Source organism: Nocardia sp. NPDC058244 (assembly GCF_042882065.1).
In the GTDB taxonomy this organism is placed as follows: domain Bacteria; phylum Actinomycetota; class Actinomycetes; order Mycobacteriales; family Mycobacteriaceae; genus Nocardia.
The window spans coordinates 50,016-75,117 of the sequence record NZ_JBHVWX010000015.1 but is presented as its reverse complement, the minus strand read 5'-3'; the positions used below and the strand labels follow the sequence as shown (position 1 = coordinate 75,117).

The 25,102-nt window shown below is 70.8% G+C and carries 26 protein-coding genes; 10 read left to right on the top strand and 16 right to left on the bottom strand.

Annotated features, from left to right (window positions below; translation table 11 throughout):
• Nucleotides 1–15 precede the first annotated feature (15 nt).
• Nucleotides 16–759 carry a hypothetical protein gene (locus ACFVW6_RS33445; protein WP_355275808.1) on the top strand — a complete coding sequence of 248 codons (744 nt, stop codon included), beginning with the start codon at nucleotides 16–18 and terminating at the stop codon, nucleotides 757–759.
• A 12-nt stretch (nucleotides 760–771) separates the two neighbouring features.
• On the opposite strand, the gene ACFVW6_RS33440 is transcribed toward ACFVW6_RS33445, so the two are convergent.
• Nucleotides 772–1,323, bottom strand: coding sequence for a winged helix-turn-helix transcriptional regulator (locus tag ACFVW6_RS33440; protein ID WP_378830262.1), 552 nt, complete (start codon nucleotides 1,321–1,323; stop codon nucleotides 772–774).
• 93 nt (nucleotides 1,324–1,416) lie between these two features.
• On the opposite strand from ACFVW6_RS33440, the gene ACFVW6_RS33435 reads away from it, so the two are divergent.
• The 3 genes from ACFVW6_RS33435 to ACFVW6_RS33425 are packed head-to-tail and all read left to right on the top strand — an operon-like array spanning nucleotide 1,417 to nucleotide 4,299.
• Entirely contained in the window at nucleotides 1,417–2,628 is a 1,212-nt protein-coding gene (locus tag ACFVW6_RS33435) for a pyridoxal phosphate-dependent aminotransferase (protein WP_355275804.1), read from the top strand.
• Between the two features lie 29 nt (nucleotides 2,629–2,657).
• Nucleotides 2,658–3,437, top strand: coding sequence for a helix-turn-helix transcriptional regulator (locus ACFVW6_RS33430; protein WP_378830263.1), 780 nt, complete (start codon nucleotides 2,658–2,660; stop codon nucleotides 3,435–3,437).
• Between the two features lie 4 nt (nucleotides 3,438–3,441).
• The gene (locus ACFVW6_RS33425) at nucleotides 3,442–4,299 is read left to right on the top strand and encodes a sterol desaturase family protein (protein WP_378830265.1); all 858 of its coding nucleotides are present in this window, start codon (nucleotides 3,442–3,444) and stop codon (nucleotides 4,297–4,299) included.
• On the opposite strand, the gene ACFVW6_RS33420 is transcribed toward ACFVW6_RS33425, so the two are convergent.
• The 8 genes from ACFVW6_RS33420 to ACFVW6_RS33385 form a co-directional block, all read right to left on the bottom strand.
• A complete protein-coding gene (locus ACFVW6_RS33420; protein WP_355275798.1) occupies nucleotides 4,292–5,104 on the bottom strand; it encodes a carbohydrate ABC transporter permease in 813 nt (270 codons plus the stop codon). The genes ACFVW6_RS33425 and ACFVW6_RS33420 overlap by 8 nt on opposite strands.
• Nucleotides 5,094–6,047 (bottom strand): sugar ABC transporter permease, encoded by a 954-nt coding sequence (locus tag ACFVW6_RS33415; RefSeq protein WP_355275796.1) that lies wholly within the window; start codon nucleotides 6,045–6,047, stop codon nucleotides 5,094–5,096. Before ACFVW6_RS33415 ends, ACFVW6_RS33420 begins: the two co-directional genes overlap by 11 nt.
• 1 nt (nucleotide 6,048) lies before the next feature.
• Nucleotides 6,049–6,906, bottom strand: coding sequence for a metallophosphoesterase (locus tag ACFVW6_RS33410; RefSeq protein ID WP_378830266.1), 858 nt, complete (start codon nucleotides 6,904–6,906; stop codon nucleotides 6,049–6,051).
• 70 nt (nucleotides 6,907–6,976) lie between these two features.
• Entirely contained in the window at nucleotides 6,977–8,344 is a 1,368-nt protein-coding gene (locus ACFVW6_RS33405; protein WP_378830268.1) for an ABC transporter substrate-binding protein, read from the bottom strand.
• 34 nt (nucleotides 8,345–8,378) lie between these two features.
• On the bottom strand, nucleotides 8,379–9,509 hold the full coding sequence (locus tag ACFVW6_RS33400) for an ABC transporter ATP-binding protein (RefSeq protein WP_378830270.1): 1,131 nt from the start codon (nucleotides 9,507–9,509) through the stop codon (nucleotides 8,379–8,381).
• A 9-nt stretch (nucleotides 9,510–9,518) separates the two neighbouring features.
• A complete protein-coding gene (locus tag ACFVW6_RS33395) occupies nucleotides 9,519–10,385 on the bottom strand; it encodes an alpha/beta fold hydrolase (protein ID WP_378830271.1) in 867 nt (288 codons plus the stop codon).
• Nucleotides 10,382–10,909: a YiiD C-terminal domain-containing protein gene (locus ACFVW6_RS33390; RefSeq protein WP_355275787.1), complete on the bottom strand. Its 528-nt coding sequence runs from the start codon at nucleotides 10,907–10,909 to the stop codon at nucleotides 10,382–10,384. Before ACFVW6_RS33390 ends, ACFVW6_RS33395 begins: the two co-directional genes overlap by 4 nt.
• Nucleotides 10,910–10,921: 12 nt before the next feature.
• Nucleotides 10,922–12,082 (bottom strand): acyl-CoA dehydrogenase family protein, encoded by a 1,161-nt coding sequence (locus ACFVW6_RS33385; protein WP_378830272.1) that lies wholly within the window; start codon nucleotides 12,080–12,082, stop codon nucleotides 10,922–10,924.
• Nucleotides 12,083–12,222: 140 nt separating this feature from the next.
• On the opposite strand from ACFVW6_RS33385, the gene ACFVW6_RS33380 reads away from it, so the two are divergent.
• Both ACFVW6_RS33380 and ACFVW6_RS33375 read left to right on the top strand, forming a co-directional pair.
• Complete coding sequence (locus ACFVW6_RS33380; RefSeq protein ID WP_378830518.1) at nucleotides 12,223–13,164, top strand: PDR/VanB family oxidoreductase; 942 nt, start codon at nucleotides 12,223–12,225, stop codon at nucleotides 13,162–13,164.
• A gap of 74 nt (nucleotides 13,165–13,238) precedes the next feature.
• On the top strand, nucleotides 13,239–14,156 hold the full coding sequence (locus tag ACFVW6_RS33375; RefSeq protein WP_378830273.1) for a hypothetical protein: 918 nt from the start codon (nucleotides 13,239–13,241) through the stop codon (nucleotides 14,154–14,156).
• Between the two features lie 13 nt (nucleotides 14,157–14,169).
• Here ACFVW6_RS33375 and ACFVW6_RS33370 read toward each other — a convergent pair whose 3' ends face one another.
• A complete protein-coding gene (locus ACFVW6_RS33370; RefSeq protein WP_378830275.1) occupies nucleotides 14,170–15,396 on the bottom strand; it encodes a cytochrome P450 in 1,227 nt (408 codons plus the stop codon).
• A gap of 153 nt (nucleotides 15,397–15,549) precedes the next feature.
• On the opposite strand from ACFVW6_RS33370, the gene ACFVW6_RS33365 reads away from it, so the two are divergent.
• Nucleotides 15,550–16,011 carry a PaaI family thioesterase gene (locus tag ACFVW6_RS33365; protein WP_355275778.1) on the top strand — a complete coding sequence of 154 codons (462 nt, stop codon included), beginning with the start codon at nucleotides 15,550–15,552 and terminating at the stop codon, nucleotides 16,009–16,011.
• Between the two features lie 60 nt (nucleotides 16,012–16,071).
• Here ACFVW6_RS33365 and ACFVW6_RS33360 read toward each other — a convergent pair whose 3' ends face one another.
• The 6 genes from ACFVW6_RS33360 to ACFVW6_RS33335 all read right to left on the bottom strand — a co-directional run bounded on the left by ACFVW6_RS33360 (nucleotide 16,072) and on the right by ACFVW6_RS33335 (nucleotide 21,111).
• Complete coding sequence (locus ACFVW6_RS33360; protein ID WP_378830276.1) at nucleotides 16,072–16,914, bottom strand: acyl-ACP desaturase; 843 nt, start codon at nucleotides 16,912–16,914, stop codon at nucleotides 16,072–16,074.
• Nucleotides 16,915–16,917: 3 nt separating this feature from the next.
• On the bottom strand, nucleotides 16,918–17,751 hold the full coding sequence (locus ACFVW6_RS33355; protein WP_378830277.1) for an SAM-dependent methyltransferase: 834 nt from the start codon (nucleotides 17,749–17,751) through the stop codon (nucleotides 16,918–16,920).
• Nucleotides 17,752–17,824: 73 nt separating this feature from the next.
• Entirely contained in the window at nucleotides 17,825–18,088 is a 264-nt protein-coding gene (locus ACFVW6_RS33350; protein ID WP_378830279.1) for an acyl carrier protein, read from the bottom strand.
• The gene (locus ACFVW6_RS33345) at nucleotides 18,085–18,630 is read right to left on the bottom strand and encodes a PaaI family thioesterase (RefSeq protein WP_355275770.1); all 546 of its coding nucleotides are present in this window, start codon (nucleotides 18,628–18,630) and stop codon (nucleotides 18,085–18,087) included. Before ACFVW6_RS33345 ends, ACFVW6_RS33350 begins: the two co-directional genes overlap by 4 nt.
• Nucleotides 18,630–19,418 (bottom strand): ferritin-like domain-containing protein, encoded by a 789-nt coding sequence (locus ACFVW6_RS33340; protein WP_355275769.1) that lies wholly within the window; start codon nucleotides 19,416–19,418, stop codon nucleotides 18,630–18,632. The genes ACFVW6_RS33345 and ACFVW6_RS33340 overlap by 1 nt, the downstream gene beginning before the upstream one ends.
• 40 nt (nucleotides 19,419–19,458) lie before the next feature.
• A complete protein-coding gene (locus ACFVW6_RS33335; protein ID WP_378830280.1) occupies nucleotides 19,459–21,111 on the bottom strand; it encodes an AMP-binding protein in 1,653 nt (550 codons plus the stop codon).
• A gap of 213 nt (nucleotides 21,112–21,324) precedes the next feature.
• Between ACFVW6_RS33335 and ACFVW6_RS33330 the strand changes: the two genes are divergently transcribed.
• Genes ACFVW6_RS33330 through ACFVW6_RS33320 form a run of 3 tightly spaced genes read left to right on the top strand, consistent with a single transcriptional unit; the run spans nucleotide 21,325 to nucleotide 25,078 of the window.
• Nucleotides 21,325–22,563, top strand: a complete 1,239-nt coding sequence (locus ACFVW6_RS33330; protein WP_378830281.1) for a cytochrome P450 — start codon at nucleotides 21,325–21,327, stop codon at nucleotides 22,561–22,563.
• Entirely contained in the window at nucleotides 22,560–23,783 is a 1,224-nt protein-coding gene (locus ACFVW6_RS33325) for a cytochrome P450 (RefSeq protein WP_378830283.1), read from the top strand. The genes ACFVW6_RS33330 and ACFVW6_RS33325 overlap by 4 nt, the downstream gene beginning before the upstream one ends.
• A complete protein-coding gene (locus ACFVW6_RS33320) occupies nucleotides 23,780–25,078 on the top strand; it encodes an FAD-dependent oxidoreductase (protein ID WP_378830284.1) in 1,299 nt (432 codons plus the stop codon). The genes ACFVW6_RS33325 and ACFVW6_RS33320 overlap by 4 nt, the downstream gene beginning before the upstream one ends.
• The last annotated feature ends 24 nt before the right edge of the window (nucleotides 25,079–25,102 follow it).

Here is a 25,102-nt window from a genome sequence, read left to right as displayed (position 1 = left end):
AGGAGTCACCACCGTATGGCCGCACCGAGGATCAAGCACGCCGCGGACGACGAGAACGAGATCCACGACGTGGCGAACTTCGCCGACGCGGGCCGCAACACGGTGACCCCGGTGGCGAGTCTGCCCGCCGAGGTCGCGCTGGTGGTGGTGCGGACCTTCGCCGAGATCGTCCGCACGGCCAAGACCGTCCACGCCGCGACCACGCCGGACGCCGACGGCATCGTCCGCGCGCAGACCTTCGAGGAGGGCGACGTCTACATGATCGAGAAGCCCTTCGACGGCTTCTTCGCCGACCGGTACCTGATGGACTTCTACGACGTCACCGAGCGGGGGATCTGCTCGCGGATGCACCTGCACACCGGCCTGCGCTTCGTGCGGATGATGACCGGACCCGGCACCCACATCCGGGTCAGCAGCTTGTCCCCGTTCGAGGTCACCCACGTCGAGGGCGTGACCCCGTTCCGGCCCGACCAGTTCACCGACGACCTGCCCGACCTGCCGCCGGGGCAGCACCGGACCCGCTACAACCTCGTCGTGCCGCCGTGCTCGTTCGTGGACATGCAGATCCCGCGCGGAGTGAGCCACCAGTTCAACGCCTTCGGGCCGCACGCGGTGATCGACTCGGTGCACCCGGAGGAGTCCATCGAGGTCTTCCGAGAGCGGATGTCCGGGTTCCGGATGACCGCGCAGACCGTCTTCCTGGCCGAGACCGCACCGGATGCGGCGACCTGCGCCGAACTCTCGGTCGCCGGGGACTGACCGGAACCGCCGTCAGCCGGTCAGTGAGCGGGCGCCGGTGGCGATCTCGGTGGCCTCGGCCAGCTCCAGCCGCAGTTCGTGGTCCGGGGCCGACGCGGGACCGTCGTGGTGGGTGACGCCCTCGGCGGTGATCACGTAGTGCAGCACGGTCTCGCCGATGTGCACGGTGACTGTGCCCGCGGGGACGAGCTCGGCGACGGCGTGGCCCAGCGGCAGCGCCAGCCAGTGCGCGCGTACGGCATCGGTCGGGGCGCGATCGCCGAGCAGGGGAGCGCCCCAGGCGGACAGGGCGTCGAGGACCGGGCGCAGGGCGCGGCCCGAGTCGGTCAGCTCGTAGCTGGACCGCATCCCGTTGCGATGATGGACGAGGATGCCGTCGCGCTCCAGGTCCTTGAGCCGGGTGGCCAGCATGTCGGTGCTGATCCCGGGGAGATCGGCGAGCAGATCGCTGTAGCGGCGCGGGCCCGCGGTCAGTTCGCGGACCACGAGCAGGGTCCAGCGGTCGCCGACGAGATCCAGGGCGCGGCTGACCGAACAGTAGTGGGCGTAGCTTCGGCGTGGCACATGTACTACCTTAACCATGGGCTTGGAAAAACCAAGTGAAATCTTGGAAATACCAAGTAGTGTGTGCGGCAACCACGCCTCGGAGGGATGTTCATGCAGGTCAAACAGTCCAGCAAGCTGTCGGGAGTGTCGTACGAGATCCGCGGCCCGGTCGCCGAGGAGGCGGCTCGGCTCGAGGCCGAGGGGCATCACGTCGTCAAGCTCAACACCGGCAACCCGCTGCTCTTCGGCTTCGACGCGCCCCCGGACCTGTTGCAGGACATGGTCCGGACGCTGCCCACCTCCACCGGCTACAGCTCGTCGAAGGGCCTGCTCTCGGCCCGGCGCGCGGTGGTGCAGTACTACCAGACCCTGGGCGTCGACGACGTGAGCGTCGAGGAGGTCTTCCTCGGCAACGGTGTCTCCGAGCTGATCATGATGGCGATGACCGCGCTGCTCGAGAACGGCGACGAGGTCCTGGTCCCCGCCCCGGACTTCCCGCTGTGGACCGCCGCGACCGCCCTCAACGGCGGCACCCCGGTGCACTACCTGTGCGACGAGGGCGCCGACTGGTACCCCGACCTGGCCGACATCACCGCCAAGATCACCGACCGCACCCGCGCCATCGTGCTGATCAACCCGAACAACCCCACCGGCGCGGTATATCCGCCGGAGGTACTGCGCGAGATCCTCGAGATCGCCCGCAGGCACAACCTGGTCGTGTTCGCCGACGAGATCTACGACAAGATCTACTACGACGATCTCGAGCACACCGCTGTCGCCTCGCTCGCCCCCGACCTGTTGTGCCTGACCTTCTCGGGCCTGTCGAAGAACTACCGCGCCGCCGGCCTGCGTTCGGGCTGGCTGGTGGTCTCCGGGCCCACCCAGCACGCCGCGAGCTATCTCGAGGGCCTGACCATGCTCGCCGGACTGCGGCTGTGTGCGAATGTGCCCGCGCAGCAGGCGATCCAGGCCGCGCTCGGCGGGCATCAGAGCATCTACGACCTCACCCTGCCCGGCGGGCGCCTGCGCGAGCAGCGCGACCGCGCCTGGGAAGCCCTCAACGCCATCCCCGGTGTCTCGTGCGTGAAGCCGAAGGGCGCGCTCTACGCCTTCCCGCGTATCGACCTGGACATGTACCGCATCCACGACGACGAGAAGTTCGTCCTCGATCTGCTGCTGCAGGAGAAGCTGCACATCGTCCAGGGCACCGGCTTCAACTGGCCGCGTCCCGACCACTTCCGCATCGTCACCCTGCCGCACGCCGACGAGCTCGAGGCCATCATCGAGCGCATCGGCCGCTTCCTGGCGACCTACCGGCAGTGACACCACGGGTGCCCGGTGCCGGGAGCGAGGTGGCCTGGCACGGTGCCGGGGCGGTGCTCCGTCCCGGCGTGCTCGCCTTCACCGGCACGATCGGCGGGACGCGGAGCCACGCCCATCACGCCGTGCAGATCGTCGTCGCCGACGCGCCGGTGACCGTGGTCGACGGCGACGGCCGGGCCCACACCGGGGCCGAGATCGTGATCCCGCCCGACACCGAGCACCGCATCGACACCGGCGGTGCGACCGGGATCGTCGTGTTCCTCGACCCCGATTCCCCGGCCGGTCGCGGGGCGGTGCTGCGGGTCGCGACCTCGGGCTGGTGCGGCGGCCCCGCCCTGCGCGACCCCGCCCGGCGGATCGCCTCGACGGCGGCCTTCGTCGACGACCTGCTGACCACCTTCGCGGCGGCGGGCGGTGGCGCCGCCCGCCCGCGGCATCCGGCGGTCGTGGCCGCGGTGGCCGCGCTGCCCGCGATGGTGGCGCGCGGACCGGTGCGCACCGGGGAGGTCGCCGCCGTCGTCGGCCTGTCGGCGAGCCGGCTCACCCACCTGTTCACCGCCCAGGTCGGGCTGCCGCTGCGCCGCTACATCCTGTGGCTGCGGCTGATGGACGCCGCCGAGCTCGCGCGGGCCGGGCAGGATCTGACCACGATCGCGCACGCGACCGGTTTCGCCGACAGCGCGCACCTCACCCGCACCTGCCGGGAGATCTTCGGCCTGCCGCCGTCGGCCCTGACCGGCGCGCTGGTCCGGGAGCTCGGCGGCAGCCGAATCGTTCAAGCGCCGACGGGGGACCGGCGCCCAGGCTGAGGGCATGAAGCTCACTGTGCGCCGCCTCGCCCGCTACGGATACGTCCCGTGGATGCTGGTGGGGCTCAACGGCATCGGCATCGCCCTCGCCGCCGCCCACGCCCCGAAGCCCTGGCTGCTGCTCGTGCTCGCGGTGGCGATCGCGACCTCGTTCGTGGTCGAACGGGTGATCCCGTACGAACCGGACTGGAACGGGACCAAGGCCGATAGCGTCCGCGACCGGGTGCACGCGGTGGTGAACGAGACGCTGATCCTGGTGAGCGTCGCGGTGATCCCGCTGCTCGCCGCGATCGTGCCCGCGCCGGGGGTATGGCCGGGTAGTTGGCCGTTCGTGCTCCAGGTGGTCCTCGCCGTCCTGATCGCGGACGCGGGAATCACCCTGGTGCACCTGGCCAGTCACAAGATCGGGGTGCTGTGGCGCTTCCACGCCGTGCACCACAGCGTCACCCGATTCTACGGGCTCAACGGCCTGATGAAGCACCCGCTGCACCAGACCGCCGAGATGGCCGCCGGCGTGGCCCCGCTGATCCTGCTCGGCCTGCCGGTCGACGTCGCCGCCGCACTGGCCCTGGCCGTGGCCGTCCAGCTGCTGCTGCAGCACTCCAACGCCGACTACCGCGTCGGGCCGCTGAAATACGTGCTCGCCCTCAACGAGGGACACCGCTTCCATCACCTCAAATGGGCCGGGGTCGGCGACGTCAACTTCGGCCTGTTCACCCTGCTCTGGGACCACCTGCTGCGCACCTACAGCTACGATCCGCAGCGCCGGTTCACCTCCGAACAGCTCGGCATGGCGGCGCATCCCGACTATCCGGTCGGCTACCTCGACCAGCTGATCGCGCCCTTCCGCCGACTCACTTGAGACCCGACCGGACGAAGGCGTTGACGATGTGGCGCTGCAACACCAGGTACAGCAGCAGAACCGGCAGGCACGCCAGGCTCGCCAGCGCCATCATCGGCCCCCACTGGTCGCCCTCGGTGCCCATGAAACTGCGCAGACCGAGCTGGAGCACATCGTTGGACTGACGCAGCACGACCGCGGGCCAGAAGTACTCGTTCCAGGCGTTGATGAACAGCAGGATGCCCAGCGCGGCGAGGGCAGGACGCAGATTCGGCACCACCACCGTCCACAGGATCGCCCAGGAGGACCGGCCGTCGATCTTGGCGGCGGCGACGAGCTCCTTCGGGAACGCGTTCATGTGCTGGCGCAACAGCAGGACCGCCAGCGCCGAGCACAGCGTCGGCAGCACACAGCCGATCAACGTGTTGATCAGCCCCAACCGGTTGAGCAGGATGTAGTTGGGCAGCATGGTGACCTGGAACGGCACCAGCCAGACGCCCACGAACGCCAGGTACATCAGCCGCTGCAGCGGGAAGGTGTACATCGCGAACGCGTAGGACGCCAGCAGCGCGATCAGCAGCTGGCCCGCCGCGGACAGGATCGCCACCACGAACGTGTTGACGATCAGTCCGGTGACATCGACCTTGTGCGCCGCGTCGAGATAGTTGTCGATCGACAGCGGCCACGGCAGCGGCGACAGCGAGGTGACGTCCTGCGGCCTGCGCAGCGCGGTGGCGAACAACCAGTAGATGGGGAACACGCACACCAGCGCCGTCCCGGCGAGCAGCAGGTGGCTGCCCGCCTGGCGGAGACGATCAATCATCATGAACGGCAACCTTTTCCGAGATCCAGACCAGCACGGCCGCCAGTGCGCCGAACCCGACGAACAACAGCACACCCGCCGCCGCGCTCAGGCCGGCGTCGAAGCTGTGGAACGCGTAGTCCCAGAGCAGGTAGTAGATGTTGGTCGTGGCCTGCGACGGCCCGCCCTGGGTCATCGAGTCGATGAGCGGGAACGACAGCGTCGGGCTGAGCAGCACGGTCGTGAGCACCAGGAACAGCAGCGTCGGCGACAGCAGCGGCAGGGTGATCCAGCGCCGGATCTGTCCCGGCGTCGCGCCGTCGACCTGCGCGGCCTCGCTGTAGTCGCCGCTGATGCCTGCCAGACCGGCCCACACCACCAGCACCGCGAAACCGAGCAGCTGCCAGCCGGTGATCAGCACGATCACCGCCTGCGCGGTGGACGCGTCGTAGACCCAGTTGCGGCCGGAATCGACCAGCTGGTCGACGAATCCGGACCCGGGATGCAGCAGCCAGCGCCACACCGCCGCCGCCGCGACCGGCGCGACCAGGAACGGCGCGAAGACCAGCGCTTGATAGACGGTGCGGGCCCGGCCCTGCACCTTCCGGCTGGCCAGCGCGATCAGTACCGGCAGCACCACCGTGAACGGCAGCAGGCCCAGGATCAGCGTCGCGGTCCGGCCCAGCGAGCCCCAGAACGCCGGAAGATCCAGCAGCCGGGAGTAATTGGCGGTGCCGACCGCCTTCATCGGGGCGGTCGGCAGCAGGTTCCACGACACCGTGGACAGCTGCACCGCCTGCACCAGCGGCTGGTAGGTGAACACCACCAGCAGCACCACCGCGGGCGCCAGATACAGGTACGGCGCGATCAGGCGCAGCGCCTTGCGCCGGGTGAACCGGCGCGGACCCGCCGCAGGGGCGATGATCGCCGCCTGCGCCGGGTCCTGCCTGTCGTCGATGACGAACATGTCACCGCGTCCGCGCGGCGATCGCCGCGAGCTGCTCGAGCACCTCGGCCTCCGGCCGGTCGTAGACCGCGGTGGCCGGGGTCGCCTCGATCGCGGTGGCCAGCACCGTCGAGCCGACCACATCGATCCGGCTGTAGCCGAATCCGGTGAACCCGCGGTGCCTGCCCGCCGGGGGCATCGGATCGATCCGGTACGACAGCGCGGGCCCGATCCACACCGGAATCCCCGCGACCGACGCGGCGGCCGTCAGATGGTTGTGCCCGCACAGGATCATCCGGACATCGGACCCCGCGAGCACCTCCGCCAGCCGGTCGGCGTCCTCGAGCTTGAGGAAGTCGGCGGTGGCGACGGGGGAGGGCAGCGGCGGATGGTGCAGCACCAGCACGGTGCCCCGCGGGGCGGGCGTGCGCAGCTGCACACTCAGCCAGGCCAGCTGCTCGAGTTCGAGCCTGCCCTCGTGCCGCATCGGCGTGGTGCTGTCCAGCGCGATGATGCGCAGGCCGGCGACCTCGACGGTGCGATCGTGCGGCAGCGAGGTGTCCACCGAGCCGGGAGCCAGATCCAGCAGCTCCTCGCCGAAGGCGGCGCGTTCGTCGTGATTGCCCATGACATACACGATCTCGGCGCCGATCTCGGCCGCGACCGGCTCGACGGCCGCCCGCAGCCGCCGGTACGCCTCGGGTGACCCGTTGTCGGACAGGTCACCCGAGAGCACCAGGGCGTCGACGTGCTGCCCGGCCTCGCGCAGGTGGGTGAGCACCCGGGAGAGGTTCGCGTCGGTGTCGACGACACCGTGGACGAGCTCACCGGCCGGGCGCAGGTGGGTATCGGTGAGCTGGACGATGGTCAGATCGCTCATGCTGCATCCATTCGCATGCTCGGACGGCCTGCGTGGTTACGCTGCGCTGCCGCCTTCGGCCGTTGACCTCTCATGCGACCGGCAGGAGTTTGGTGCCCTCTGCCTGCGCAGCGGTCAGCGTGGACTGGGGGTCCTTGCCCTGGAACACGACGGCCTCGACGGCATCCATCATGCCGTCGCGCATCTGCAGGTAGTTGTTGCCGGGCATGGAGACCCAGGGCTCCATGGTGCCCAGCTGGGCGACATTCGGCTTCAGCAGCGGGTTCTTGGCGGCCCAGTCCTTCAGGCCGTCGGGCTGGTCGAGCAGCCCGGTGCGCAGCGGCAGGTAGCCGATGTTCTGCGAGATCTTGATGTAGGACTCCTCGCTGGTGAGGAACTTGATCAGCTCCCAGGAGGCGCGCTGCTTGGCCGGATCGTTGGACAGGATGTGCAGGCCCGCACCGGAATTCGTGGGCACGGTGGGCTTGCCCGCGAAGGACGGCATCGGCGCCGACTGCAGGTCCCACTTGTCCTTGGCGCCGGTGACGAAGGTGCCCTGGATGGCGCTGGTCTCGAGGATCATGCCGATCTCGCCGCGCGCGAAGGCCTCGTAGCCCTGCTTCTGGTTCAGCTTGGGCATGCTGCCCGTGGTCACCAGGTCCTGCGCCATCTTGGTCACCTCGACGACCGGGGCGGCCGCGTAGGTGAGGGTGCGGCGATCCTCGGAGATGACCCGGCCGCCGTTGGACCGCACCAGCGACTGGAAGCACCAGTCCTTGGCGGTCTTGGTGAGGCAGTCGATGTACACGCCGCCCTTGCCGGTGCGGTCGACGATCTGCTTCGACGCGGTCGCGACGTCGGCCCAGGTGGCGGGCGGCTTGGCCGGATCCAGCCCGGCCTCGGTGAACAGCGACGCGTTCAGGTACAGCACGGGGGTGGAGAAGACGAAGGGCACGCCGTAGGTGTGGCCGTCCCAGTCGTCGAGGACGCGGGCGCGCGGGGCGTAGGCGTGCTTGCCGTCGAAGTTGCGGGCCACCTCCTGCTTGCCGACCAGGGTGTCGAGCGGCTTGGCCTGCAGCTGGTGCACGGTGAAGTCCAGGTCGGAGAAGCCGAGCTGGGCCACGTCGGGCGGGGTGCCCGCGACCATCTGGTTCTGGATGCTGGAGATGGTGTCGGTGGCCGGGTTCGGGCTGTTGCCCTGCGGCTTCTGCGCGGTGACCTTGATGTTGGGGTACTTCTTGCCGAAATCGGCGATCAGCGCGTTGAACGTGTCGGTCCAGGCGCCGGCGAGCCCGTAGTTGTAGGACTCGAACACGATCGAGACCTGCTGGTCGGGCGTCAGCTCCGGAATCTGCGCGGTCGTCGTGGTGTCCGAGGACACGGTGCCGCCCAGACCGCAGCCGCTCAGGGCGACGGCGGTGGTGAACACCACGCCCAGGATGGGCAGGGTGCGTTTCATGGTGGTTCTCCTCATCAACGGTTCGTGCGGTGAATCAGGGGACGGGCACGGCAGCCGCGTCCTGGCTGGGGATCGACTCCGATTGCGGCGCTCGCCAGGTCAGGCGCAGGCCGGTGTCGGGATCGAACAGGTGGATGTCGGCGGGGTCGACCCGCACGGCGATGTCCTCGCCGACGTGCACCCCGGCCGGGCGCGGCGCGCGCACGCACAGGCTTGTCGTGCCCGCGTCGAGGTGCACCAGCTCCTCGCTGCCGAGGTTCTCGACCATCCGCACCCGGCCGCGCACGGCGCCCGCCGTGGCGTCGATGCGCAGGCGCTCGGGGCGGATGCCGGCGATCACGGCGGTGGCGGTGTCGAGTTCGTCGGTGATGCCGAGCGCGGCGTCGACACCGTCGGCCGTCACCCGCAGGGCACCGCCGCGCGATGAGACGACCGCGGGGAACAGGTTCATCGGTGGTGAGCCGAGGAACCCGGCGACGAAGGTGGAGCGGGGCTGGTCGTAGAGCTCGGCGGGGGTGCCGCACTGTTCGACCCGGCCCTCGTTGAGCAGCGCGATGCGCGAGGCCATCGTCATCGCCTCGACCTGGTCGTGGGTGACGTAGAGGAACGTCGCGCCCAGTCGCTGGTGCAGGGCGATGAGTTCGGCGCGGGTCGCGCTGCGCAGCTTGGCGTCCAGGTTCGACAGCGGTTCGTCCATCAGGAACGCACCGGGGTCGCGGACCATGGCGCGGGCCAGCGCGACGCGCTGGCGCTGGCCGCCGGAGAGTGCGACCGGCTTGCGGTCGAGCAGCGCGGACAGTTCCAGGGTGGCCGACACCTCGGCGACCCGCTGGGCGATCTCGGCGCGCGGCGTGCGCCGGGCCCGCAGCGGGAACCCGATGTTCTTGGCCACCGACAGGTGCGGGTAGAGCGCGTAGCTCTGGAACACCATCGCCAGGTCGCGACGCTGCGGTACCGCGTCGGTGACATCGTTGCCGCCGACCAGGATCCGGCCCTCGCTCGGCTCCTCCAGCCCGGCGATCATCCGCAGCAGGGTGGACTTGCCGCAGCCGCTGGGGCCGAGCAGGACCATGAATTCACCGTCGGCGATGTCGAGGCTCACCTCGCGCACCGCGTAGTCGGTATCGAACTTCTTCGACACCGCTTCGATCTGCAGTCGTGCCACGTCTCTCCTTCAGGCCGGCGCGGTGCCGGCGGTGATCCACTGCGACACGCCGGCCGCGATCGCGGGCGCGTCCTTGAGCCAGGTGAAGTGGTCCAGGTGCGCGACCGCGGAGTTCTCGTCGAGGTGCCACTGGGTGACCGCGGCGGACGGCATCCGTGAGACCAGGAAGTCGACATTGGACTTGGGGCCGAGCACGTCCTGCGACAGCGAGATCGCCAGCACCGGCAGGGTCATGTTCGCCAGCAGCGTGTTGTAGCGGCGCTTGCTGCCGCTGGGGCGGTAGTAGCTGGTGAGCGAGTGGATCGACCAGTCGACCATCACCCCGCCCGGCATCGGCGCCGGGATCAGCACGCCACCGGGCCAGTGCCCCTTGACCCGCGAGACCAGGCCGATCCACTGGATCTGGCTCAGCGCCTCGAACCAGCGGCGCGGGCCGAACGCCCACCAGAACACGGTGCCGGTGCCGATCACGGTGACCCCGGCGACGCGCTCGGGTTCGGCGGCGGCGAACAGCAGCGCGAGCTGACCGCCCAGGCTGTGCCCGAACAGATGCAGCGGCGCCTGCGGGAACCGTCCGTTGACCGCGGAAACGATGGCGGGCAGGTCGATTTCGAGCATCTCGCGGTAGCCGAAGTCGGTGTGCTCACCGAGCGCGGGCTCGGCCTCGCCGTGCGCGCGCAGATCGCAGGTCGCCACCGAGAGGCCGGTGGCGTGCAGTGCCTTGGCCAGCGACTGGTAGTTGCGCGCCTTCATCGCCATGGCGGGCAGGATCAGCACCACCGGGGCGGTGGGGTCGTCGGCGGCCAGCCAGCGCACGGTGAAGCGGACACCGTCGGCGGTCTCGATCGTGGTGGCGTCGGGCGTGGTCGTCGTCATGACGCGTCCGTTCCGGCGATGCGCACATCGCACACGTAGTCGAAGGTGAATTCGGCGGTGAGCACGTCGTTGTCGTCGAGCAGCTCGGCGCGGCCGGACAGCTCGAACCGGGTGGACTCGGTCGCGGCCAGGACCGCGGCCAGGCCGTCGGCGTCGACGGTGGCGACGGCGCGGATGCGGCCACGGGCGGGCTTGCGGTAGGCGGCGGTGCCGCCGCGCAGGACCAGCCGGTCGACGGTGAACAGCCGGTGCGCCGCCGCGCCGACGAAGGCCGCGGCGCCCGCGATGTCGGCGGCGGTGAACAGCGCGCCTGCGTGCACGGTGCCCATGTGGTTGCACATCACCGGTTCGGCCGGGATCTCGACGACCGACCGGGCGGGGGAGATCTCGGTGATCCTGGTGCCGACGTGCGCGCCGAACGGCACCAGGGCCTGCGAGGCGTCGCGCAGGTAGTCGTAGTCGACGGCGTCGAAGTCGAGGGCGGGGTAGGCGGCGCCGAATCCGGCGATGCTGCGGGTGGTCATGGGGATGTCCTCTCAGCGCGGTCCGCGCAGGACGCGCCGCGCGATCGACCCGCGCAGCACCTCCGACGGACCCTCGTAGATGCGGAAGGCCCTGGCTTCCACCAGGAATCGGGCCACCAGGTGGTCCTCGCAGACACCGAGACCGCCGTGCAGCTGCACCGCGCGGTCGAGCACCCGCCAGACCGCCTCGGAGACGAAGGTCTTGGTGATCGAGGCCTCGTGCCGGGCCTGGCCGGAGGCGGCGCCGTGCTCGTCGATGGTGGCGGCGGTGGACCGGATCAGGCTGCGGGAGGCGGCGATGTCGATCTCGTTGTCGGCGATGAGGCCCTGGGCCAGACCGTGGTCGGCGATCGGCACCCCGAACGAGTACCGGCCGCTGATGTGCTCGGCGGTGAGCTGCTGGGCGCGCACGGCAAGGCCGAGCCAGTTCATGCAGAACACCAGCCGCGAGGGCGCCAGCCGGACCGCGGCCAGGTCGAGGCCGCGGCCCACCGCGCCCAGGATCGCGGACTCGGGGACCTCGCAGTCGGCGAACTCGATCTCGCAGTGCCCGCCCGGCGCGCTGGTGTGGTCCAGCGTGGGCATCCGGCGGCCGACCTTCAGGCCGGGATTGTCCTGGTCGACCAGGAACATGGTCGGGCCGTCGGTGGTGGAAGCGACACAGATGGTGAACGCCGCGCCCTGCGCGCCGGTGGTGAAGTGCTTGCGGCCGTTGATGACCCAGCCGGAATCGGTCTCCTCGGCGACGGTGGCCAGCATGCGCGGGTCCGAGCCGGCGCCGGGCGCGGGTTCGGTCATGGCGATCGCGGAGCGGACCTCGCCGGAGGCCAGCGGGGCCAGATACCGTTCGCGCTGCTCGGGATTCGCGACCTCGGCGAGCAGGTGGATATTGCCGTCGTCGGGCGCCCAGGCGTTGACCGCGAGCGGGCCGAGCAGGCTGGCGCCCGCCGCCTCGAGCACCTCGGCCTGGGCCCTGGTGTCCAGGCCGAGGCCGCCGTAGGCGGGATCGGAGAGCGGGCCGAAGACACCGGCCTCCTTGGCCTTCTTCTGCAGGTCGAGGCGCAGGGCGTCGTCGGTGACCCGGCCACCGACCACGACCTCGCGTTCCACCGGGATGACGTGGTCTTGCACGAACTGCCTGGTCTTGGCGACCAGTTCCGCCACTGGAGTCATGCCGTCAGTGTCGGGCGGCCCCCCGGTGCGGCGGCGGGGCGATAGTGAATGTCGATCGGTCCAATCGACTCGCCGCGCCGCTCGGGCGACCGTGCCGGATCTCGCGCACGGTGAGACTCGACAACCATGCGGGCGAGGGGATGGCCATGACCGACGTGAGCGTGCGGGTGATCGAGCGCACCGACGAAGCCGACGCGGTATTCGCCCTGGTGCTGGCCGCGGTCGACGGCGGGGAACTGCCCGCGTGGGCGCCGGGCGCGCACATCGACGTGGCGGCGGGGGCGGCCGGTGTCCGCCAGTACTCGCTGTGCGGCGACCCGGCCGAGCGGGACCGGTGGCGGATCGCGATCCTGCACGAACCGAACGGCCGCGGCGGTTCGGCGCATCTGTTCCGGACGGCGCTGCCCGGCACCACCCTGTCGGTCTCGCTGCCCCGCAACAACTTCGAGCTGGCGGAGTCCGCCGAGTACACCTTCGTGGCCGGTGGTATCGGGATCACCCCGATCCTGCCGATGATCGCCGCCGCCGAGCGTGCCGGTGCGCGCTGGACGCTGCACTACGGCGCGCGCTCGCGCACCCACATGGCCTTCGCCGAGGCGCTCACCGCGCGGTATCCGGCGGTGCGGCTGCTGCCCCAGGACGAGTCCGGCCTGCTGCCGGTGGCCGACATCGTGGCCGAGCGGCCCGGCGCGACCGTGTACTGCTGCGGTCCGGAGCCGCTGCTCGCGGCGGTCGAGGCCGAGGGACAACGACAGAGCGTCACGGTACGGACGGAACGCTTCGTCGCCCGGCAGCTCGAGTCGACCGGTGCCGATCGGGCCTTCGAGATCCAGCTGGCGCAATCCGGGCGGACGCTGCGGGTCGCCGCCGACCGCTCCATCGTCGACGTCTTGGAATCGGCGGGCGTCGCGGTCATCACCTCGTGCCGCGAAGGAACCTGCGGCAGCTGCGAGACCCCCGTCCTCGACGGCGCGGTGGAGCACCGCGACTCCCTGCTCACGGCCGAAGAACGCGAGAGCGGCAAGACGATGATGCTGTGCGTCTCCCGCGCCGCCTCCGACGTGCTGGTCCTCGACCTCTGAGTTCACGTCCTCGGCCGATCCCGCGTTTGTCGTCCGGTCGTCGGAACGCTCCGCGCGTTCAGTAGATTCGACCGGTGACCGCGACCTCGACCGCCCTGTACTGCGGGACGCACTGGGACGAACAGGGCCGGTGGTTCTACGAGCTGATCCGCGAGGACGGCGGCACCGAACTGCTGCCCGGGATCGGGACCCGGTTGGCCTTCCGGCTCACCGGCGGCGGTCGGTTCTGTCTCGGATACCACGGGTTCGGCGCCGGGCGCCGGGGGCGGCAGGCGTGTCCTGGCCGGGCTCGGGTGGACAGCGGCAAGCAGTGTGCGCAGTGCCGGATCACCGAGGGCTGGTCGGTGGTGCACAGTCATCGGGGGCCGCTCACGGCGCTGCCCGAGCAGGTGCGCGGATATGTCGCGCAACCCCATCACCTCTACATCGCCTACTTCGGTGACGGGATGACCAAGGTCGGGACCGCGTCGGCGGTGCGGCGCCAGCGGCGGCTGTTCGAGCAGGGCGCGCTGGTGGCCCGCTTCATCACCGACTCCCCGGACGGCCTGCACGTGCGCGAGCTGGAGCGGGTCGTCTCGGAGCGGGCGGGGCTGCGGCAGGCGGTCGCCGGCGTCACCAAGACCCGCATCCTCACCAAGCCGCTGCGCCCGTGGTCGGCGCTGGAAGCCGCCGTCGCCGACGCGGCCGCGCACGCGGCGAGCACCCTGCCCGACGACATCACCCGCACCGACACCGCGTGGTCCGGCGGCCGGGACTTCTACGCCACGATCCTCGCGCGCGGGCGCTACGCGGACGCCGTGGAGTTCACCGAGGACTCCGGCGAATACGTCCTCGACGCCGTCACCGCCCACGGCCACACCATCGCCTGCGCCGACGACGCGGGGGACGGCGAGCTGGTCCTGGTCAACGACTCCCGGCTCATCGGCCGCCGCATCGAACTCGACCCCACCATCACCGCCGTGACCGCACCGGCCCAGACCAGCCTGTTCTGACCGGGGCGGTGGTTCAGCGCACGCGGACGGGGAGTGCGAGGAGGCCGCGGATGAGGGTGCTGGTCTGCCAGTGGCCGGTGGCGGTGGCATCGGCCAGGCGCAGGTCGGGGAAGCGGCGGAGCAGGGCGGTGTAGGCGATCTCGGCCTCGAGGCGGGCCAGGGGCGCGCCGACGCAGAAGTGGATGCCGTGGCCGAAGGCCAGGTGGCCGGTGGGTTGGCCGTCGACGGCGAGGGTGTCGGCGTCGGCGAAGCGGGCGGGGTCGCGGTTGGCGGCGGCCAGCGCCACATAGACGAGTTCGCCGGCCGGAATCTCGGTGCCGCCCAGGGTGATCGGTTCGGCGGTGTAGCGGACGGTGGCCATGTCGACCGGGCCGTCGAAGCGCAGGAACTCCTCGATCGCGGCGGGCACCCCCGCCGGGTCGGCGCACAGGGCCCGCCACTGCTCGGGGCGGCGCAGCAGGGCGTTGACGCCGTTGCCGATGAGATTGACGGTGGTCTCGTGTCCGGCGACCAGCAGCAGGAACGCCATCGACACCAGTTCGCGATCGGTGAGGCGGTCGCCGTCGTCGTCGGCCAGAACCAGCTGCGAGAGCAGGTCGTCGGCGGGCTCGGTCTGCTTGGCGCGCACCAGGTTCGCCAGGTAGGCGACCATCGCCGCCGAGGCCGCCGGGCGTTCGTCGTCCTCGCCTTCACCGGCGACGGTGACCAGCGCCCTGGTCCAGGTCTGGAAGTCGTCGCGGTCGGCGTAGGGGACACCGAGCAGCTCGCAGATCACCGTGACCGGCAGCGGATTGGCGAACTCGTCCATCAGATCGACCTGGTCGCGCTCGGCCATCGCGTCCAGCAGCGACGCGGTGATCTGCTCGATCCGCGGCCGCAGCGCGGCGACCCGCTTGGCGGTGAACGCCTTGTTGACCAGTTTGCGCAGCCGCGTGTGCGCGGGCGGATCGGTGCTCAGCATGTGGCTCAGCAGCGCCACCACATTCGGATCGCTCGGGGTCGACCCCCGCTTGGCGTGCACGATCCCGTCGATGTGGGCGATGTCCTTGCGCAACCGCGGATCGGCCAGGGCCACCCGGGCCTCGGCGTAGCCGATCACCACCCAGCGCACGACGTCGTCGGGGAAGCGGACCCGATGGACCGGGCCGTCGGCGCGCCAGCGCCGGTAGTACGCGTGCGGGTCGGCGAAGAAGTCGGCCTCGATGGACTCGACGCGGGCGGCAGCGGTGGTGTCGGCCATCTGCCCGACGGTACGCGCGGCCGGGCGACGGCGCATCGGCCGCGCGTGATCCCGATCAGCCGATCGGAGCTCGAAATGGAATGTCGTGTGGCAAGACGGAATTCACCGGGCGCTGATCGAATGGCGGACGAATCGTCCGCAGGGAGGAAAACCATGACCACCACCGAAATCGACGCGACCGCCGAACGGCGGGTCGCCGAATTGACCGCGGTATTCGAGCGCGGGCTGCAGGAGAAACTGGGCGTCGGCGATTCGCTGGGAATTCGGCTGGAGAGCGCGTCGAAGGGCCGTACCCGGTACTACCTGGACCCGAATCCGGCGACCATCAACGCGATGTTCACGGTGCACGGCGGCGTGCTGGCCACGCTGATGGACACCGCCATGGGCAGCGCGGTGTTCACCGAACTCGGTGACGGCGTCGCCTACACCACGCTCGAGCTGAAGGTGAACTTCATCCGCGCGGTGACCCTCGACGGCAGCAGGCTCACCTGCGACGCCACCGCCGTGCACGTCGGCAGGCGGACCGCGACCGCCGAAGGCCGCATCACCGATGCGGCGGGCAAGCTGATCGCCCACGGCACCACCACGATTCTGGTGCTGGCCCAGGGCAACTGAGCCGACGACACCGGCCCCCGCTCCGTGGTAATCGGGAGCGGGGGCCGGTGACGTCGCGGGTCAGGCCAGGGTGCGGCAGCCCTCGACGAACGCGATGAGCTCGTCGACCGGTTCGGTGCGGGCGTCGACCGCGCGGTCGATCACCTTCACCAGGTGTTCGTAGGCGGCGGTGTGGTCGTAGTCGGCGACATCGGCGATCCGCAGCGCCCACCGCCAGTAGCCGCGCAGCGTATCCGACAGCGGCATCCGGAAATTCGCGACGACATCGCGGATCGGCGCCACCACCGCGTCGCCGTCGTGGCGCAGATACCGGGTCACCACGTCGGCCATGAAGCTGAAATGCCGCGCCTCGTCGCGCGCCAACCGGGTGAGCACCGCGGCCAGCACCGGGTCGGCGACCACGTCGCGCAGCTGCTGGTAGTACATCTGCGTCGCCTTCTCCTGTACCAGGGCGTAGGCGAAGAACTGGACCGGATGGTCGTAGGGCAGATCGAACGGCTTGTGGCCCTCGATCGCCAGGTCCGACCGCAGGGTGTCGCGGTCGGCGATGCCCGCCGCCTGCTGGTAGCGGGCCAGCGCCCTGGCGTGGGTGTCCTCCTCGAGCGCCCAGCGCACGGTGAAGTGGTACAGCTCCCGATTGTGTTCGAAGGTCGGCAGATCCACGGTGTCGTCGACCGGGAAGTGCCGGTGGTAGACGTCGAAGTAGCCGGGCAGGTGGTCCTCGATCAGGGTGACGAACTGGACCGCGGAGCGCTGTCCCTCGGTGAGCCTGCCCGCGTCGGCGACGGCCCAGTCGAAGGCGGTCTCCACATCCCAGGCCCTGGTCGCCGGGGAGGCGGCCAGAAAGCCGTCCACCGCGGCGACCAGGTCCCGCACGGGCAACAGCCCCGGTGTGGTGCTCATGTCCTACCTGGCATTCCGGCAGACCAGCGCGTAGTGCTTGGTGGTGTAACCCCAGCCCGCGTTGGCGATCTCGAGATAGTGGCGCAGCTTGGCGGCCAGGCCGGGGCCGTGCGCGTCGATGCGCTCGGCGGCGGCGTCGACATTGCCGATCCAGTCCTCGATGGTGCGCCGGTAGTGGTCGGTCAGATCGTCGACCGAGATCACCGAGAAGCCGGCGTTCTCGGCGGCGGCGATCAGTTCCGACAGCGGCCGCAGCTCGCCGAAGCCGAAGATGTCCTCGCGGACGAAGCCGGTGCCGTCGCGATCGTCGAAGGCGCTGCGGGTGGCGGTGTTACGGAAGCAGCTCTCCGACACGTACAGCGTGCCGCCGCGGCGCAGCACGCCCCGCGCGCGGCAGAACACCTCGTCGGGGTCGGGCATGTGCACGATGGATCCCAGCAGCGTCACCGCGTCGAAGCCACGGGCGGGCAGGTCGAGCTGTTCGAAGTGCCCGACCCGGGTGCTCACCAGATCGGCGACGCCGCGCGCCGCCGCCTGCTCGGCGATGTAGTCGTGCTGACGCGGCGCCGGGCTGATCCCGAGCGTCCGGCAGCCCAGCTCGCTCGCCATGTACAGGATCAGCGAACCCCAGCCGCAGCCGACATCGAGCAGCTGCTCACCGCCGCGCAGCCCGAGCCGCTCGGCGACGAAACGCAACTTGTTGCGCTGCGCCAGTTCCAGTGTGTCGCTGTCGGACGCGTAGAGCGCCGAGCTGTACTTGCGCAGCGGGTCGAGGAACTGCCCGAAGATATCGGGGTCGAGATCGTAGTGCTGATTGGTATCGGCGACGACGGTCATGCTGCATCCTCCTGCGCATGACCGCGGGGCACTACGTGGTTACGCATGCTGCCGCCTCCGTGCCCTGACGCGGTCATGCGGACGCCTCGGCCACGGACCGCTCGACGACCGCGGTCACCTCGGCCAGGGTCGACATCCCGAAGACGTCGGCGTCCTCGAGCTCGATGTCGAAGGTGCGCTCGATGCGGGCGATCATCCGCAGCACCCGCACCGAGTCCACGCCCGCCATGGCGCGCAGGTCGGCGTCGGGGGTGAGGTCGGCGGCGCTCAGGCCGGTTTCGGTGATCGCGATCTCGGTGACCGTGCGCAGGATGGTGTCGGCAGAGGTGGTGGTCATGGCCGGGCTCCGTTCGGGGAGAGGGTGTTCGACGTGGACAGGGCGTGGTCGAGCAGGGTGACTTCGTCGTCGTCGAGGGTGAGCTGGTCGCGGACGGCGTGCAGGTCGAACGGCTGGTAGGTGGCCGTCGACGTCGCGCACACCGCGTCGTTCGCGTCGAGGATCTCGGCGTGCGCGGGGATCGGCCCGGCGGCCCGCTCGGGCGGCAGCGTCGCCACACAGCGGTATTCGCGGTCGATCAGCAGGGGCGTGAGGAAACGGGTGCGCTGGGAGACGGTGAAGGCGGGGACGTGGCGGGCCAGCACGATCAGATTGCCCATCACCTCGTCGCACACGACGCCGATCAGGCCGCCGTGCACCACCCCGGGATAGGACTCGAACGCGCGCCCGAGCCGGAACGTGGCCACCAGCGCGCCGTCCGCGCGCGGGACGAAGGTCAGGCGCAACCCGGTCGCGTTGTGCGGGGAACAGCCGAAGCAGTGGTAGTCGGGGATCACCGACCACGGCACCTCGACCGCGCCGGGCCGCTCGCCGCCGGTCATCAGGCGATGGCGTCGGCGAGGGCGCGGCGCACCTTCGCGTTGCTGGACAGGTCGAGGCCGGTGATGCCGGCGAAGGTGCGGCGCACCTTGTCGTGCAGCACCTCCAGCTCGCCCTCGGCGGCGACCTGTTCGAGGAACAGCTCGAAACCGGTGTCGATGGTCTCGTGGTCGCCGAGCTCGGCGATCCCCGCCTTGAAGGTGCTCACCGGGTGCTTGATCTTGGCCTCGGAGCTGTAGACGTAGAGCGTCTCGAGCACCGAGGGCAGCTCCTCGGGCCGCTTCTTCAGCCGCTCGGTGGTGTAGTGGATGAACTCGCGCGCGTGCCCGGCCTCGTCGCGACTGGCGTTGAGCAGCAACGTCTTCAGCACCGGCTCGGCCACCCAGCTCGACACCGCGCGGTACACATGGTTGACGGTGAGTTCGGAGATGATGTTGGTGGCCAGCGTCGCCGAGGGCGTGCTGCCCGGCGCGTACGGCTCCCGCATCGCGTCCACGGCGCGGTCCTCGACGTCCTCGCCGATGGCGCCCAGCCAGGAGCGGAAGGCGTAGTGGTGCTGCACTTCCTGGTAGCCCCACACCACCGCGAAGGTGGAGAAGTCGTAGTCGTCGACGAACTCGTTCAGGAAACCGTGCACGGCCGCGATGACATTGGACTCGCCCATCGCCGCGCTCTTGGCGAGGGTGATGTACTCCGGGCGGACCAGGGTCGGGTCGACGGCGGCCAGGTCGAGGTCGCTCAGTTTCCAGTGCAGACGTTCGTAGTGGCGGAAGATGTCGAAGCTGTGCACTAGGCACTCCCATTCGATCGCAGGGGTGAGCGGCGCGGCGTCATCGGCGGCCGATCAGGTCGCGGGCGGCCAGCCGCTGGAGCTTGCCGCTACTGGTCCGGGGGATGCTGCGCGGCGCGACGAGATGCACCTGCACGGCGGAGAGCCCGAGCTGGGCGGTGACGGCGGCGGCGATGGCCGTGGCGAGCGCGTCGGCCTCGGCGCCGGTGCGCTCGGTCTCGGCGATCAGGGCGATCACGTCGGCACCGTCGGGGTCGACGGCCGCGGTGCAGCGGCCCTTGTGGATGCCGTCGAGATCGCGCACCGCGGCCTCGACGTCCTGGGCGTAGTAGTTCACGCCCCGCACGGTGATCATGTCCTTGCAGCGTCCGGTGACGAACAGTTCGCCGTCGCGGCGGTAGCCGAGATCGCCGGTGCGCAACCAGCCGTCGGTGAAGCGGTCGGCGACCGCGTCGGGATCGACGGTGAGGTAGCCGCCGGTGACCGGCGCGCCCTGGATCAGGATCTCGCCGACCCGGCCGTCGGGCAGGTCGGCGCCGGTGCCGAGATCGACGATCCGGATCGCGATCCCCGCGACCGCGGAGCCGACCGAGGCGACCGCCCGCGCGCCGTCCCCGGTGCGCGAGACCGGTTCGGCGACAGCGGCATCGGCGAGCCGGGCGCGGTCGACCCACTCGAAGCGCGGGGCGCGCAGCAGCGGCGGGAAGGCGACGGCGAGGGTGGCCTCGGCCATGCCGTACACCCCGAACATCGTCGACGGCGCGAAGCCGGCGGGCGCGAACCGCTCGCAGAACGCGGTGACCACCGATTCCGCGATCGGTTCGGCGCCGTTGAACGCGATCCGCCAGTGGCTCAGGTCGTAGTCGGCGACCTGCTCGGGGGCGATGGCGCCGAGCAGTGCCTCGTAGCCGAAGTTCGGCATGGCGGTGATCGTGGTTCCGGTCGCCGCGAACTCGCTCAGCCAGCGCGCCGGGTCCTTCACGAACGCCAGCGGCGACCAGACGTGGGCGGGAATGCCGCGCAGCACCGCCGACAAGGTGCCGAACAGGCCCATGTCGTGGAACAGCGGCAGCCAGAAGCCACCCTGGTCGGCGAGGCCGAGGTCGATGCCGGTGCGGATCGCGGCCAGCCCGCTCACCACATTGGCGTGGGTGAGCCGCACGCCCTTGGGCAGCGCGGTACTGCCGGAGGTGAACTGCACGATCGCCAGGTCGTCGGGGCCGTGGTCGGGCAGCGCGTCCGGGTCGGCGACGACATCGGTGACCAGGTCGGTGGTGTCGACGAACTCGACGCCGATGTCGCCGATCAGCGGGATCATCGAGGCGAACCGCGGCGACACCAGCACGGTGCGCATCCCGGCGGCCGCGGTGATCGCGGCGAGCTTGGCCGGGTAGGCGGCCGTGGCACGGGCGCCGGCGGGCAGCGGCAGCGGCGTGGCCGCCCCACCCGCCACGGCGATGCCGAAGAGCGAGACCAGGAATTCCGGGGCGTTGGGGCACAGCACGCCGACCGGCTCGCCGTGCCCGACCCCGCGCCGGACCAGTGCCGTCGCCGCGGTCTGCGCGCGCAGCGACAGCTCGGCGTAGTCGACCCGTTCCGACACCGACCAGAATGTCGCGGGGACCCGCGGATGCGCGGCGGCGACGCCGGCCAGCAGCGTGGTGAGCGTTTCGCCCGAACGCGAGGAATTCATGCCGGAAACGACAACAGTGCCATATGAAATCGCGTTGAACGAATACCGAAATACGCGCGCCGATAATCACCGTCGATCGGCCAATTGCGCTGCCCGATAAAGATATTCGGCTATCGCCCGATCGGAGCAGGCAATAGCGCACGAATTCGCGGCGCCCCGGCGGTGACGATGAGCGGCGAAATCCCCGCATCACAGACGCCGTAGGAGCTGCCGGTGACTTCCGATCATGTCGCGGTCGACGACCCGACCCCGGTGCAGATCGCGGTGCTGGAGAGCGTCGCCCCGCACTGCCGTGACAACCCGTATCGCAGCTATACGACGCTGCGGGCCGCGGGTCCGTTCGTCCCCGGCCCGCACGAGGTCCACTTCGTGCCCCGGCATGCGGAGGCCCAGGCCATCCTGAGCGACCCGCGCTGGAGTCACGCGGAGGAGCCGCAGCTGCTGCACGGTGACAGCGAGGTGGAACTGCCCGGCTCCTTCCTGTGGATGGAGCCGCCGGACCACACCCGGCTGCGCGGCCTGGTCGGCAAGGCGTTCACCGCGCGCACCGTGGCGGGGCTGCACGAGCGGGCCGAGCGCCTGGTCGACGGACTGCTGACCGCGATGCTGGCCGACGGCGAGACCGACGCCCTGGAAGCGCTGGCCTATCCGGTGCCGCTGACGCTGATCTGCGAATTGCTCGGCGTCCCAGCCGAATCGCACGCCCACATCCGCGAGATCTCCGCGCACATCGCCCGCGGCCTCGACCCGGACACCCTGCTCAGCCCGGCCGAACTGGCCGCCCGCACCTCCGCCGTGCACGCGTTCACCGACTTCTTCGGCGACCTGATCGCCCAGCGCCGCCGCGACCCGCGCGACGACCTGATCACCGCCCTGGTGCAGGCCGAGGACGCCGGGGTGCGGCTGACCCGCACCGAACTGATCGGCACCCTGCTGATCCTCGTGGTGGCCGGGCACGAGACCACCGTGAACCTGATCGGCAACGGCCTGCTCGCCCTGATCCGCCACCCCGACCAGTTCCAGCGGCTGCGCGCGGACCCGGCGCTGTGCGGGCCCGCGGTCGACGAGGTCCTGCGCTACGACCCGCCCGTGCACCTGACCACCCGGACCGCGCGGCACGAGATCGAGCTCGCCGGACGGACTTTCGCGCCCGGTGACGCGGTGATCGTGCTGATCGGGTCGGCGGCGCGCGATCCCGAGGCCTTCCCGGACGCCGACCGGTTCGATGTCGGCCGCTACCGGCCCGGTCAGCGGCCCGAGCGCCACCTCTCGTTCGGTCTCGGCCTGCACTACTGCCTCGGCGCGCCGCTGGCCCGCCTGGAGATGCAGGCCGTGCTGCGCGCCGTGTCCACCCGGGTCGAGCGGATGCGTCTGCTGGCCGAACCGCCGTACCGCCCGAACGTGGTCGTGCGCGGCATGTCCGAACTGCGAATCAGCCTGGAGGGCCGATGAGTACCGCTGTCCCCGCCGACCTCACCTTCGACGCGTTCGCCCCTGAGCACCGCGCCGATCCGTACTCCGCCTACCACCGCGTGCGGGAGGCGACGCCACTGTTCCCCATCGCCCTCGGCGATGTCCCGCTGACGCTGGTGACCCGCTACGAGGAATGCGCCGAGGTGCTCACCGGCACCGACTGGGGTCACGGCTACGCGGCGGGGATCAGCCCGTTCCGCGACACCGCCGCCGCCATCCCCGGCTCGTTCGTCCGGATGGACCCGCCCGAGCACGGCCGCTACCGCAAGCTCGTGGCGAAGGCGTTCACCCCCGCGACGATCGGCGAGCTGGCACCGCTGGCGGGCCGCGTGGTCGACGGGCTCGTCGACGCCGCGCTCGACCGCGGGGAGCTCGACGTGCTCGACGATCTGGCGGTGCCGCTGGCCGTGGCCATGGTCGCGGTGCGCCTGCTCGGCGCCGACGCCGCCGACGGACCCAGCTTCCGGGCTTGGCAGCTGGCGATCGCGCGGGGCAGCGACCCCGACGCGCTGCTCGGCCCCGACGACATCAGCGCCCGCACCGACGCCGCGATCGCCTGCATGGGGCACTTCGCGCGGCTCATCGCCGAGAAGAAGCAGCAGCCGGGCCCCGACCTGCTCAGTGAACTGGTCACGGCGAGCCAGGACGGCGGTTTCCCCACCGAGCCCGAGGTGATCGGGATGTCGCTGCTGCTGCTCGTCGCGGGCATGGAGACCTCGATCAACCTGATCGGCAACGGCCTGCTCGCCCTGCTGCGCCACCCCGGCCAGCTGGCGCTGCTGCGCGCGCACCCCGAGCTGATCGGTCCCGCGATCGACGAGATGCTGCGCTACGACGCGCCGACCCAGTTCACGATCCGGGTCGCGCTCGACGACACCGAGGTGGGCGGGCACACCTTCCGCCGTGGCGACGGTGTCGTCGTGCTCACCGGCTCGGCCAACCGCGACGAGCGGGTCTACCGCGACGCCGACACCTTCGACATCACCCGGTTCACCGGAAACCGGCCGCCGCGTAAGCATCTCGGCTTCAGCCTGGGCATCCACTACTGTGTCGGCGCGCCGCTGGCCCGGCTCGAGGCCGAAGCCGCGATCCTCACCCTGCTGGACCGCGCGCCCGAGCTGGCCCTGGCCGACGCGCCGATCGTGTACCGCCCCAGCCTGATCCACCGCGGCATCCTGCACCTCCCGGTGACGCTGTGACCGCGCGCCGCGGGCACGCGATCGTCATCGGCGCCGGGGTCGCCGGGCTGCTGGCGGCGCGCGTGCTGGCCGACACCTACGAGCGGGTCACCCTGGTCGAACGCGACGAACTGGACGCGAAAGCGACCGTGCGCCGCGGTGTTCCGCAGGCCTGGCACCTGCACGGGCTGCTCGACCGCGGCCGGCGCGTCATGGAGGAGCTCTACCCCGGCTTCACCGAACAGGCGGTCTCGGACGGCGCGACCGTCGCCGAGGTGCTGGTCGGCACCCGGTGGTATGTCGGCGGTGCCCGGCTCGCGGCGGGCTCGACCGGACTCACCTCGGTGATCGCGACCCGCTCCCTGCTCGAGACCGTGCTGCGCAGGCGGACACTGCGGCTGCGCGGCATCGAACTGCTGACCCGCACCACGGTGCAGGGCCTGGTCGGCGATGCCCGGCGGGTGCGCGCGGTGAGCGTCCTCGGACCGGCGGGGGAGCAGACCCTGGCCGCGGACCTGGTCGTCGACGCGGGCGGTCGCGGATCGCGGATCACGCAGTGGCTCACCGCGATCGGTGCCGAGACGCCCGAGGAGGAACGGCTCGACGTCGACCTCGGCTACGCGTCGCGCTTCTTCCGGCACCGGCCGGGTCAGCTCGGCGGACAGGCCTCGGTCATCGTCTCGACCGGCGCCAACGGACGCGGCGGCGGCGCGGTCCGGGTGGAGGGCGATCGGTGGCACGTCACCCTGGCCGGGATGCTCGGTGACCACCCGCCCGTCGACGACGCGGGGTTCCGGGAGTACGCGGCCTCGCTGTCGGCCCCCGACATCCACACCATCGTCCTCGGCTCCGAGCCGCTCGGCGAGGCGGTGCCCTACCGGTTCCGGACCGCGGTGCGACGCCGCTTCGACCGCCAGAGCACCCCGCCCGACGGGTTGCTCGTGCTCGGCGACGCGCTGTGTGCCTTCAATCCCCTCTACGCCCAGGGCATGACCGTCGCCGCGCTGCAGGCCGCGGCGCTGCGCGAGTGCCTCGCCGCCGGGGAGGCCGACCTGCCCGCGCGGTACTACGCGGCCGCCGCGGGTTCGGTCGAGGTGGCCTGGCAGCTGGCCGCCGGCTCGGATCTGCGGCATCCCGGCGTCGAGGGCAGGCGCACGGTCCGGACCCGGCTCACCAATGTCTTCGTCAGCCGGGTGCAGCACGTCGCGCACCACGATCCGCGCGTGGCCAGGACCTTCCTGCGGGTCGCCCACCTGGTCGACCCGCCCGCCGCGCTCACCGCGCCGGGCACGCTGCGCCGCATCCTCCTTCCCTGACCACCCACCGGAGAACCAGGAGAC